Annotated in this window: 10 protein-coding genes; 5 read left to right on the forward strand and 5 right to left on the reverse strand. The window is 65.5% G+C overall.

The features are described from left to right. Window positions 1-20: 20 nt before the first annotated feature. The 5 genes from msrB to FEF27_RS10530 all read left to right on the forward strand — a co-directional run bounded on the left by msrB (window position 21) and on the right by FEF27_RS10530 (window position 5,565). Window positions 21-431 carry a peptide-methionine (R)-S-oxide reductase MsrB gene (gene msrB / locus FEF27_RS10510; protein WP_138170817.1) on the forward strand — a complete coding sequence of 137 codons (411 nt, stop codon included), beginning with the start codon at window positions 21-23 and terminating at the stop codon, window positions 429-431. Window position 432: 1 nt separating this feature from the next. Beyond that, a complete protein-coding gene (locus FEF27_RS10515) occupies window positions 433-1,497 on the forward strand; it encodes a threonine aldolase family protein (RefSeq protein ID WP_138170818.1) in 1,065 nt (354 codons plus the stop codon). 35 nt (window positions 1,498-1,532) lie between these two features. Then, window positions 1,533-2,135, forward strand: a complete 603-nt coding sequence (locus tag FEF27_RS10520; RefSeq protein ID WP_138170819.1) for a DUF3000 domain-containing protein — start codon at window positions 1,533-1,535, stop codon at window positions 2,133-2,135. Further along, on the forward strand, window positions 2,135-3,364 hold the full coding sequence (locus FEF27_RS10525; protein ID WP_138170820.1) for an HRDC domain-containing protein: 1,230 nt from the start codon (window positions 2,135-2,137) through the stop codon (window positions 3,362-3,364). Before FEF27_RS10520 ends, FEF27_RS10525 begins: the two co-directional genes overlap by 1 nt. 80 nt (window positions 3,365-3,444) lie before the next feature. Then, complete coding sequence (locus tag FEF27_RS10530; RefSeq protein WP_243729202.1) at window positions 3,445-5,565, forward strand: 3-hydroxyacyl-CoA dehydrogenase NAD-binding domain-containing protein; 2,121 nt, start codon at window positions 3,445-3,447, stop codon at window positions 5,563-5,565. Window positions 5,566-5,835: 270 nt separating this feature from the next. Here FEF27_RS10530 and dxs read toward each other — a convergent pair whose 3' ends face one another. The 5 genes from dxs to FEF27_RS10555 form a co-directional block, all read right to left on the reverse strand. Then, complete coding sequence (dxs, locus tag FEF27_RS10535; RefSeq protein ID WP_138170821.1) at window positions 5,836-7,833, reverse strand: 1-deoxy-D-xylulose-5-phosphate synthase; 1,998 nt, start codon at window positions 7,831-7,833, stop codon at window positions 5,836-5,838. A gap of 35 nt (window positions 7,834-7,868) precedes the next feature. After that, a complete protein-coding gene (locus FEF27_RS10540) occupies window positions 7,869-8,786 on the reverse strand; it encodes a MaoC family dehydratase (protein WP_138170822.1) in 918 nt (305 codons plus the stop codon). Between the two features lie 6 nt (window positions 8,787-8,792). Continuing rightward, window positions 8,793-10,151 (reverse strand): 3-oxoacyl-ACP reductase, encoded by a 1,359-nt coding sequence (locus tag FEF27_RS10545; RefSeq protein WP_138170823.1) that lies wholly within the window; start codon window positions 10,149-10,151, stop codon window positions 8,793-8,795. Between the two features lie 7 nt (window positions 10,152-10,158). Beyond that, complete coding sequence (locus FEF27_RS10550; protein WP_138170824.1) at window positions 10,159-11,448, reverse strand: acetyl-CoA C-acetyltransferase; 1,290 nt, start codon at window positions 11,446-11,448, stop codon at window positions 10,159-10,161. Between the two features lie 192 nt (window positions 11,449-11,640). Next, entirely contained in the window at window positions 11,641-12,279 is a 639-nt protein-coding gene (locus FEF27_RS10555; RefSeq protein WP_138170825.1) for a class I SAM-dependent methyltransferase, read from the reverse strand. Window positions 12,280-12,429: the final 150 nt, after the last annotated feature.

Genomic DNA, 12,429 nt, shown 5'->3' on the forward strand with positions numbered 1-12,429 from the left:
TCGGCCCCTAAACTGGAGCCATGCAGAACGACCCATTCCGCGAGAATCTCAATGACTTCGAATTCCACGTGCTGCGCGAAGGCGGCACCGAACGCCCTTATACCGGAGAGTACTGGAACAATAAGGAGCCTGGCACCTATTTCTGCAAAGCCTGCGGGGCCAAACTTTTCTCCTCGGAGACCAAGTTCGACTCCCGCTGCGGGTGGCCCAGCTTCTTCAAGCCCGCGGAGAATTCCAACGTGACCTACGTCAACGACTCCAGCATGGGCATGACCCGCATTGAGGTGCAGTGCGGATCCTGCGGCTCCCACTTGGGTCACGTGTTCGAAGGCGAAGGGTTCGACACCCCCACCGACCTGCGCTATTGCATCAACTCGGTGTCCATGACCTTCGAACCGGCCTCCGACGCCCCCGGCACGGTGGGCAACTGAAATGGGAAAACAGCGCTCGACGGCGACCCATCTGGACCCCAGTTTCGCCTCCGACAATGTCGCAGGCATCAGCCCCAGCATTATCACCGCCCTCGCCCGGGTCAATGAGGCACCGGCGGCCCCATACGGGGGCGACGCCGCCTCAGCCGCTCTGGAGGAGTGGGCTCAGCAGGAGTTCGGCTCGCAGGCGGAGATCTACCCGGTCTTCAACGGAACTGGCGCAAATGTCGTCGCCCTGCAGGCGATGCTCCCTAGGTGGGGCGCGGCCATCTGCAGCGCCGGAGCGCACCTGAATAACGACGAAGGCGCCGCTCCGGAGCGGCTGGGGTCCATCAAGCTCCTGCCCCGGGCGGCGCCGCAGGGCAAGCTGGACGTCAGCGATATTGAGGCTGAGCTGGGTGCGGTGGGCTTCGTCCACGCTGCCCAGCCGCTGGCGGTGACCCTCACTCAGTCCACCGAAGTCGGCACCCTCTACAGCCTCGAAGAGCTGGCAGCCGTCTCCGCCGCCGCCCACCACCACGGTATGGGCGTGCACATTGACGGTGCACGGTTCGCCAATGCTGCGGTGGCCCTGGGGGTGGGACTCGGCGAGCTGGCCGCGCATTCGGGTGCCGACGTGGTCTCGCTGGGCGGGACGAAGAACGGCGCGCTGGCCGCGGAGGCTGTGGTGGTGGTGAACCCCGACCGCGTGGCCGGCCTGGGGTTCATCCGCAAATACTCCATGCAGCTGGCCAGTAAACAGCGCTTCATCTCCAGCCAGCTGCTCGAACTTTTCAGCACTGAGCTCTGGCACCGAAACGCCGAACATGCCAACGCCCAGGCGGCCAAGTTGGCCCAGCGGCTGCAGGATCTGGAAGGAGTGCGGGTGGCTGCCATGCCTTCGGTCAATGCGGTCTTCCCGGAGGTACCTGCAGAGATGGCTGCGCGCATTCAGAGCAGCTACCTGGTCCATACCTGGGATACCGCGCCCTCAGGAAACCCCGTGCTCCGCCTGATGTGCTCCTGGGAAACGACGGACGAACAGATCGAGGATCTGCTCAGTTGCGCCCTGCCGCGGCGTGCCTGACCGCCTGCTGTGGGGGTATTCCATAGGCTTAGGTAGTGAGCGTATTCGGCCCCCTCGCCGGAAGCCCCGCGCAGCCGGCCTCCAGCATCGATGAGTTGCCTGCTCGGTTTCGCAGCGCCATCGACCAGCTGCGCCGCGCTTCTCCCCGCGCTGACGCGGTCGTCGAAGAAGTGCCCGCCCCGGTTCGGCTGGCTCCCTATGCGGCAGCCCTGAGTGCAGAAATCGCCGACCACCCGGCCACCGGTCGCTTTATTCTGCTGCATGACCCTGCTGGACAGCAGGCCTGGGGCGGGGATTTCCGGGTGGTGATCTACATTCGTGCGGAGCTGGACCCTGAAATGGGCAACGACCCGCTGTTGGCCTCGGTGGCGTGGACCTGGTTGAGCGACTCCCTGGCCCAGCATGGGGTCCAGCACTCGCACGCCGGCGGGACCGCCACCCGGATACTCTCGGAGTCCTTCGGCTCCCTGGAGCGTCGCGAGGCCACCAATGATGTGGAGTTGCGGGCCTCCTGGACACCCGAGGACGCCCACTTCGGCGCGCATCTGGAAGCGTGGGCGGACATGGTGTGCTCCTTTGCCGGACTGCCTCCGCTGCCGGACGGCGTGGTGGCCCTGCCCCATATTCGGAGGAGCTGATGGAGGATCCGGAGACGCCGTCGCTGCCATTGAAGTCCGAGCCGGAGGAAGGTGTGCCTGCAGTCATTGCCAGTCAACGCGGGCTGGCTCGCGCTGCTGATGCGCTGGCGGCCGGCCACGGACCCGTGGCTGTGGACGCCGAGCGGGCCTCCGGCTTCCGGTACGGTCAACGCGCCTTCCTCGTTCAGCTCAAGCGCGCGGGAGCGGGAATCTGGCTGGTGGATCCTGAGCCGTTTGACAACCTGGAGCCCCTGCAGCAGGCGCTTGAGGGCACTGAGTGGATACTTCACGCGGCCACGCAGGACCTGCCGTGTTTGGCTGCTCTGGGCATGCAGCCGCACCGGCTGTTCGACACCGAACTGGCCGCTCGGTTGGCAGGGCTGCCCCGGGTAGGGCTGGGAGCGGTGGTCGAACAGCTCCTTCAGGTGCGGCTGGCCAAGGAGCACTCCGCCGCAGACTGGTCACGCAGGCCCCTGCCCAGTGAGTGGCTGCGCTACGCAGCCTTGGACGTGGACCTGCTCCTCCCGTTGCGTGAGAAGCTCGCTGCGCTGCTGGAGTCTCAGGGGAAGTCGGTGTGGGCAGAGCAGGAGTTCGAGCACCTGCGCACCTTCGAGCCGGTAACCGTGCCGAAATCTGAGCGTTGGCGCAAGACCTCTGGGCTCAGCAAGCTCAAGTCCCCCCGGAAGTTGGCCGTGCTGCGCGAGCTCTGGAATGAGCGGGAGTCGCTGGCGGAGAACCGAGACCTCGCCCCGACCCATCTGCTGCCTGACCGGGCATTGGTCGCTGCGGCCGACGCCCTTCCGCGGACTGTGCCGCAGCTGCTGGCGGTTCCCGGCTTTCAGGGGCGGGCGGCCAAGCGTGAGGCCCCCCGGTGGCTCCGTGCGATTCAGGCCGGCGCGCAGACGGAGGACCTGCCGGCCCCCCAGCGTTCCACCGGCGCCCCTCCCCCGCCCCGGACATGGAAGGACCGCAATCCGTTGGCTTTCCGCCAGTTCCGCACCGCCCGAGACCGTCTCGCCCGGCGCGCGGAACAGCTGCAGATGATGCCGGAGTCGCTACTGGCTCCCGCGGTGCTGAAACAGATCTGCTGGACACCGCCGGAGGTGATCGATCCGGACACCGTCGCTGGCGCACTGGCTGAGCACGGGGCTCGACCCTGGCAGGTCAACCAAGTTTCAGCGATCGTCACCGTCGCGATGCTCGAACCTGAGGACCTCAGCGAGGTGTAGGCCCCGATGGTCACCGGTATTACCGGCGGGTAGGATGTGATGCGGAACGCATTCTTCCCGCACACCACAGGAGGCCACAGTTGCCCGCCGAGTTCTCACGCTACCGTCACCTGACCGAAAACTTTCCTCAGGAATTGGTCACTCACGCCCGGGTTGAGGATCTTCCACTGCCAGGAGGATCCGGCACACTGGCCCTGCTCCGGATGGACAACGGGGACCAGAAGCGGCCCAACACGCTGGGACCCGGGTCACTGATCGCTCTCGGGGAAGCCGTCAGCGAGCAAGCCGATCGCGCCCGGTCCGGGGAAATCACCGCCCTGGCCATCACCGGAAAACCAGGGGTCTTTGCAGCCGGTGCGGACATTGTCTCCGCCCGGTCGCTGACCGAATCTCAGCACGGCATCGAGCTGGCAGAGCTGGGCCACACCGTGTTCAATCTGGTCGAAGATTTCCCAGCCCCGACATTTGCGTTCATCAACGGCTCCGCGCTCGGTGGCGGACTGGAAGTCGCCCTGCCTGCCGACTACCGGAGCATCTCAGCCTCCGCCAAGGCCATCGGGCTGCCCGAGGCCTTCCTGGGTCTGGTGCCGGGGTGGGGAGGCATTTATCGTCTCCCCCGGCTCATCGGCCCGGAGGCGGCAGCACAGGTCATCTTTGTCAATGCGCTGAACAACAACCAGACTCTCAACGGCCGCAAGGCCTATGAGTTTGGCATCGCCGATGCCCTCTGGGACGAACCCACCTTCGAACAGTCTTCGGTGGAGTGGGCGTCCAGGATTCTCGCTGGCGACGACGCCGCCCTGACCGATGTGGCACAGCGCCGGGCGCACAATTCCAGCGCGGAGGCGTGGGCGGCAGCTGTCCAGACTGCCGAGCAGACGGTGGCTGCGAAAACGGGTGACACTGCGCCCGGTCCGCTGCGCGCACTGGACATCTTCCGCCAGGTTCCGCACAGCTCACGTGAGCAGGACAGGGCCCGTGAAGTGGCAGCTCTCGGTGAGCTCCTGGTCAGTGACGAGTTCAAGAACGTGGTCTACGGATTCATGGAACTGGTGCAGAAACGGGCCAAGAAACCTGCTGGTGTCCCGGCGGCCAGTCCCCGCCCGATCGGGCGCGTCGGCGTCGTCGGCGCGGGCCTGATGGCCTCTCAGCTGGCCCTGGTGTTTTCCCAGCAGCTGCGTGTGCCCGTGGTCATCAGCGACGTGAACCAGCAGCGCGTGGATCAGGCGCTGGCCTACATCGCCGAGCAGAACGCCAAACAGGTGAGGAAGGGGCGCCTGACCCAAGAACAGGCCGAAGCCCTGACCGGCCTGGTCAGCGGGTCTACGGATAAGTCGGCCTACGCAGAAGCGGATTTTGTCATCGAGGCGGTCTTCGAGGAGCTCGGAGTCAAGAAGCAGGTCTTCGCTGAGCTGGAGGGGATCGTGTCTCCAGAGACCATCCTGGCAACGAACACCTCCTCCTTGTCAGTCACAGAGATGGCCGCCGACCTGCAGCACCCAGAACGGGTGATCGGATTCCACTTCTTCAACCCGGTCCAGGTCATGCCTCTGGTGGAGATCGCCCGCACCGCTCGCAGCGCTGATGAGCCGATCGCCACAGCGTTCGACCTCGCAGCTTCGCTACGAAAGACTCCGGTGCTGACCAAGGACAGCACCGCGTTCGTGGTCAACCGGCTGCTGCTGAGACTGATGGGCCAGGTGCAGCAGGCCTTCGACCAAGGCACCGACGCCCGCACCGCGGACCAGGCGCTGAAGCCCCTGGGGCTGCCCATGACGCCCTTCGAGCTGCTGGCCATGGTGGGCCTCCCGGTGGCACAGCACGTCACCGAGTCGCTCCACGCCGCCTTCGGCGAGAGGTTCTATGTCTCCAAGAATCTGCAGACGCTGATCGACCACGGAGTCACCGAAATCTGGAGCCAGGACGCCGCTGGTGAGCACTACATCAAGGACTGCACCCTGCAGCTGATGGACTTCGGCGACTCGGCGCAGTCCTCCGAGGAGGTGCTGAACACGGTGCTGGAGGCCTTGGCCGAGGAGATCGGACTGATGCTGCAGGAGCAGGTGGTGGCCTCGGTCAAGGATATTGACCTGTGCATGCTCCTGGGTGCCGGCTGGCCTTTCCACCGCGGCGGGATCACTCCGTACCTCGACCAGCAGGGCATCAGCCAGCGAGTCCACGGCGCACCTTTCCACCACTGAGCGGGCGGCCTTCCGCCGCTGCGCTCAGTGTATTGGCCTGACAGGTTGGTCCATCTGGTGGCGGGAGGCTGGTGCAGCAGCGGGCATCACCCCTTCCCTTGGTCAGGGTGCGATGACATCGCTCCATCTCACCATCAGCGACGGATCTCAGATCCGACGCTCTCAGGCACGAGGGAGGGGTGGAGAACGCACGGAATTGACAGTGGTTGGCGTGTCAGTGTTCAGATGCACGGATCACACTGAGTCAACCCACGTCTCCGATGGATACAGCTAGGGCTGCGCGCGGAAGGCCGGGATCTCCCCAGTGGGCAGATCCTCACCGGGAAGGCGCCGGGCAAACGGGACTTTGGTGCCGAGCACCTGAGCCACGGTGTCATGGGCGATCTGCGCGGACGTCAGTCCCACCCGCTCCAACACTTGTCCTCGGGATCCGTGGCCGAGGAACTCCACCGGAAGTCCGACCTCATTCAGGGCTGTGTCGACCCCGGCTTCACGCATCTCCTGCCGGATGCGGGAGCCCACCCCGCCGGCTTTCACACCGTCTTCGATGCAGACCACGATGCGGTGACGAGCCGCCAGCGCCACCACGGACTCCGGCACCGGGAGCACCCACCGCGGATCCACCACCGTGGCAGTGATCCCTTGATCTTCCAAGCGCCGGGCCACATCGAGGGAGAGTTCCCCCATCGCACCCACGGAGACCAGCATGACGTCATTGGTGTAGGAACCATCGTCATCCTTCGCGCTGCTGGTATAGAGCACATCTACGTGGTCCCGCAACCGCTCCACTGCTTCGAGCTCATCATTGACGGTGCCTTTGGAGAAACGGACCACAGTGGGAGCATCTTCCACCGCGACGGCCTCGCGAAGCTCCTCACGCAATCGTGTTGAGTCCCGGGGTGCTGCGATGCGCAGGCCGGGCACAATCTGCAGCAGTGACAGATCCCACATTCCATGGTGGCTGGGACCGTCGGGACCGGTGACGCCGGCGCGGTCGAGGACGAACGTGACCCCTGCATTGTGCAGCGCCACGTCCATCAGCACCTGGTCGAAGGCCCGATTGAGGAACGTCGCGTAAAGGGCCACCACGGGGTGCAGGCCGCCATAGGCCAGTCCGGCTGCCGAGGCGACCGCATGCTGCTCGGCAATGCCGACATCAATCACTCGATCGGGGTGCCGTGCCGCCAGGGTGCGCAGCCCCACCGGGGTGAGCATCGCCCCGGTCAGGGCCACAATGTCCTGGCGCTCATCGGCGATCGCGGCGATCTCCTCTTCGAACACCGAGGTCCAGGAGCGTGCTGATCCGCGGGCGACCGGGTCCCCTGTCTCAGGGTCGATGACACCCACAGCGTGGAACTGGTCAGCTTCGTCGGCACGGGCCGGCGCGTAGCCACGACCTTTTTCGGTGAGGGCATGCACGATCACGGGTCCTTCATACTTGCGGGCATCCGCCAGAGCCTCCTCCAGGGCTGACTGGTCGTGCCCGTCCACCGGACCGATATATTTCATGCCGAGGTCCTCAAAGAGCCCCTGGGGAGCCCAGAAGTCCTTTGCGCCCTTCTTGGCGGCATGCAGGCTCCGGTAGACCATCTGGCTCATCGGACCACCGCTGACGAGTCGGCGTTTGGTCCCGTCCATCACAGACTCATACACCGGGTGGGTGCGGACCTTGTCCAGGAAGCCGCGCCGGAGTGTCGAGAGCTGATTGGCGATTCCGCCCACGGTGGGCGCGTAGGACCGGCCGTTGTCATTGACCACAATCACCACCCGGCGGTCCTTGTCTGCGGCAATGTTGTTCAGCGCTTCCCACGCCATCCCGCCGGTGAGGGCGCCGTCCCCAATGACCGGGACCACATACCGGTCACCCTCGCCTGCCAGCGCACGGGCCCGGGAGATCCCATCCGCCCACGCCAGGGAGCTGGAGGCGTGAGAAGACTCAACGATGTCGTGGACGGACTCGCGCCTGTCGGGATAGCCGGCCAGGCCGCCCTCCTGCCGCAGTGTAGAGAAGTCCTGCCGCCCGGTGAGCAGTTTGTGAACATAGGACTGGTGCCCGGTGTCGAAGATCACCGAGTCCCGGGGAGAGTCAAAGCTGCGGTGAATCGCCAGGGTGAGCTCAACGACGCCGAGGTTCGGCCCCAGGTGCCCTCCGGTGGCGGAGACATGGGTGATAAGAAACTGCCGAATCTCCTCGGCCAGTCGTTCCATCTGCTCAGGACTGAGCTTGGACAGCTCCTGGGGTGAGCGGATCGTAGGAAGAATGCTCATTTGATTCAGTCTACCGAGTCCCCGGCACCACGCGGCTACGGGATGTTCAGTTCGCCGGTGAAGTGTCTGCGCCCAGTCCGGGGATTCCACCCCACAAAGTGCTGTGTCTTGTTCACCCCCGGTGCCGCGCAGAAGGCGACTTTGCCCGGCAGAGTCACCGGCGCCTCGAAACTGATGCTCCAGCGGTGTCCGGCACCCTCCGGTTCCCGTCCTTCGAGCATGCGGGCGGCCAGGTACATGCCGTGCACGATGGCGCCCTTCTGGCCGAGCGCCTTCCCGGCCAGCCCGCTCAAGTGCAAGGGGTTGAAGTCTCCGGAGATGGACGCATACCTCCGGCCGACGTCCGCACCGAGAGTCCACAGCCCTGTCTTCTGGGGCGGTGTGAACTCCTCCCGGGGCCCGGAGGTGGACTCGGTCTTCGCGTACAGATAGGTGCCCAGTCCCAGGTAACAGGACGTCGAGGTGTACAGCAGATCCGCGCTCCCGGTCTGCTGAATATCAATGCCAGCGGGGTACATCTCCAGGACGAGGTCCACCTGTGTCCCTCTCCGGTGCGGGGCAAAGTTTTCGACCCGAGCCAATATTTGTACCGGGGTGCGCGCCGGCACTGGGTGGTGGTGTGTCACCTGGTTCGACAGGTGAACCATCCCGACCAGGGGCAGCGGGAAGTCGGACCGAGACAACAGCGCCATCTGCACCGGGAACCCCGCGATGTGCAACAGGACAGAGGGCAGCGCCTGCCGGTGTGTGCCGTCGAAAGGCTCTCCCTCGAGCAGCAATCGATACTGCTCCGCCTGTTCCTCGGTGATGCCGGGGTGCTCGGTGAGCAGTGGCCGGTCCGGCAGCGCTTTGAGGCTGCCGCCTGAGGACAGGCGTGACCTCACGGCGTTCAGCGCCGCCTTCCGGTAGAGACGTCCCAGCTTCGGCAGCGGTATGGGGATTGGGTCATTCATGAAATCTCACGCTCCCACCAGGTTCTGACCGCAGACCCGCAGCGTCATTCCGGACGTACCGGCCGCCGCCGGAGAGGCCAGGTAGGCCACAGTCTCAGCGACGTCCTCGGGTCGGCCTCCCTGACTCAGTGAATTCAGCCGCCGCGCGACCTCTCGGGTGGCGAAGGGCATCTTCGCGGTCATCTCGGTCTCGATGAAACCGGGAGCGACGGCGTTGATGGTCCCGTGCCGAGCCTGAAGCTCCGCGGAGGAGGCCGCGACCATTCCGATCACACCGGCCTTGGAGGCCGCATAGTTCGACTGACCGCGGTTTCCCGCGATCCCAGATGTTGAGGCCAGGGAGACGATACGCGGTCCCACCCTTCCCTCGGGGCGGCTGAACAGTTCGGAGTCCAGCAATGCGCGATTCATCCGCAGCTGCGACTCAATATTGACCGCGATGACGGAGTCCCAGCGGGCGGCATCCATATTGGCCAGGAGCTTGTCGCGGGTAATGCCAGCATTGTGCACCACAATGTCCAACCGGCCGTAGTACTGCTGCGCATGCTGGAGAATTCGCTCCCCCGCGTCGTCGCGAGTGATGTCCAATTGCAGCGCGGTGCCGCCGACCTCGTTGGTGACCTCGGCCAGCTGTTCGCCTGCTGCCGGCACGTCCACTAAGATCACCTGGGCCCCATCACGGTGCAGTGTCCGGGCGATTGCCGCCCCGATCCCGCGGGCGGCACCGGTGACCACCGCTGTCTGGCCCTGCAATGGAGCCTCCCAGTCAGTCGGCAGCATGCCGTGGTCAGAGCCGACGGTGATGAACTGTCCGGAGACGAACGCGGAGCGTCCTGAGAGTAGGAACCGCAACGCCCCGGCCGCTGACGGTGCTGCCACGTCCACACCAGCATCCAGCATCACCCCGTTGGCGGTGCCGCCGGCCCGCATTTCGTGGGCCAGCGAGCGAGTCAGACCCTCCACGCCCTTACGGGCGGCCCGCTCCGCCGGGAGCTGACTCTGCGCGGGATCGCGAAAGACAGTGACGACCCGGGCGCAGGATTTCAGCTGCTTCAGCAACCCCCCGACTGCCAGGACTGTCTCACTGAGGTCCGCTGGGGTGGAGACTGCGTCGAACATGGCGACCACTGCGGCGACCTGCTCCTTGGGACCGACGTGCCGGCGCACGTCGAGCCCCCAACTCAGCAGGTGACGAGCCAGGGCATCGGAGGCTTCGGTGGAGCCGATCAGCACCACCGGGCCGTGTATCAGCGGGGCCCCGGGCCGGTAACGGCGCAGCTTTGCTGGCTGCGGAAGTCCGAGCGCCTTGGTTAGCTTCTTCCCCACGCCGGTAGTGGCGAATTCGGTGTAGGTGTCCTGAGCCATGGGAAGCTCACCGTCCTTCGATGATTGCAGTGATGCCCTGGCCCCCGGCCGCGCAAACCGAGATGAAACCCAGTTTTCCCGGTTTCCCGTGCAGCAGCTTCGCCAGCGTGGCCACGATTCGACCGCCGGTCGCGGCAAAAGGATGGCCGGCGGCAAGTGACGACCCATTGACGTTGAGCCTGCTGCGGTCAATGCTGCCCAGCGGTCGGTCCAGTCCCAGTGTCGTCCGGCAGAAGTCCTCGGACTCCCACGCCTTCATCTGAGCCAGCACCGTGGAGGCAAACGCCTCGTGGATCTCAAAGTACTCAAAGTCCTCGAACGTGAGCCCATTGCGCTGGAGCATACGAGCTGCGGCATAGGTGGGGGCCATCAGGAGGCCCTCGGCGCCATCGACGAAGTCGACTGCACTGTGCTCATAGTCCACAAAATTGGCCAGCTTGGGCAGGTCGTGGGCATCGGCCCACTCCTCTGACCCCAGCAGCACCGCTGAGGCTCCATCTGTCAGCGGGGTGGAGTTGGCTGCGGTCATCGTGGCGTTGGCCCCCAGGTCCTTGCCGAACACCGGGGACAGTTTGGTGAGCTTCTCGAGGCTGGAGTCAGCCCGCATATTGTTATCGGCGCTGAGCCCGTTGAAGGGCGAGATGAGGTCGTCGAAGAACCCGTCCTGGTACGCCGCGGCCAGGTTCCGGTGTGAAGCGACGGCCAGTTCGTCCTGTTCCTGGCGCGTGATTCCCCATTTGTCTGCAGTAATGGCCATATGCTCCCCCATGGACAGCCCGGTCCGCGGCTCCCCTGTGCCGGGGGCTCGGGGAGCTAGGTGCCCGGGCCGGATCTTCGCCAGTGCCCTCAGCCGCTGCCCGGTGCTCTTGGCTCGCGTGGCCTCCATCAGGATGGCGCGCAGGGCATCACTGACCACGATAGGAGCATCAGAGATGGAGTCGACTCCCCCGCCGATCGCCGAATCGACCTGACCCAGCTTGATCTTATTGGCCAGCGAGCCAATGGCTTCGGTGCCGGTGGCGCAGGCCATCTGCACGTCATAGGCCGGTGTCCGGGGATCCAGGGGGGTGCCGAGCGCTGATTCGCGGACCAGGTTGAAGTTCTTCGAGTGCTTCAGCACGGCACCTGCCGCCACTGCTCCGAGCTGTTCGCCCTGCAGGCCGAAGCGAGCCACCAGACCTTTGAGTGCGGAGGTCAGCATGTCTTGGTTCGAGGCATTCGCATAGGCGCCGTGGGCACGAGCGAAGGGGATGCGATTACCACCGATGATGACGGCGTCGCGCGGTGTTGCTGCCATGGTCTGCTCCTGAGGGATCGCCAATATTACTCGTCAGTATCTTAGTGTACCTGCAACCCCATTCCAACCCTTGACCTTCGGGACCAGCACCTCTCGATGCCCCGGCGATATGGAGCCGATTCCCCTGGTGTCAGTGGGGCAGGACGAGCGCATTGTCGCGGCTACGAACGTGGCTGGGTTCGCAGGGGGTGCTCACACGAGGGCCTCGCCCCGAATGTGTGGCGAGGTAGGCACCGGCAGCCGCGTGGCAGGAAATCGCAGCCGTTCGAGCTGGGTCAGCCTCAGGCCCGAGCGCCGAATGTTCGCCAGCGTGTCGCGACCGGTGTGGCAGCCGCCGGCGACCTGCGGCCAGAGGGTCGAGTCAAGCAGCTGCTGCAGCCATCGGTGCGCCGTAGCAGGCGGTGCGGCGACGTGTTCGAAGAACCGCAGGCGTCCACCGGGACGGAGCACCCGCCGGATCTCCTCCAGCGCAGCCGGCTGGTCACGTACCGAGCACAGCACCAGTGAGACGACCGCGGCGTCGAACGAGTCGCTCTCGGCGGGCAGCCGTTCGGCAACTCCGTCCACGACGCGGATTCGGCCGTCCAGCCGGGCGGCCCGTTGCTCGGCCAACCGGCGGAGGTGCGCCTCGGGCTCCACGGCGAGGACGTCAGTCACCGTCGTGGGGTAGTGAGCGAAGTTGCTGCCCTCGCCGGCACCGATCTCGATCACCCGTCCTTCGAGGCCGGCCACGAGTTCACGGCGGTGGTCCGTGCCTCCGGACCGGTCGAGCTGGCGGGCGACCCGGGGCCAGAGTCGAGCAAACAACGGATGGTGGACCTGTTCGGACATGGCCTCTCCTTGTCTGTCGCGCCCCCGTTGCTGAAGGCGGCACCTGGCTCGAGCAGGCCGGCGTCGACTGCCGGAGCGGATTCAACTGCCGATACATTGGTGAGACGCAGGAACGCGCGCAGAACCAGCTGCTCCGAGAGCCACCGCGGG

The organism is Nesterenkonia sphaerica, assembly GCF_005771565.1.
In the GTDB taxonomy this organism is placed as follows: Bacteria; Actinomycetota; Actinomycetes; order Actinomycetales; family Micrococcaceae; genus Nesterenkonia; species Nesterenkonia sphaerica.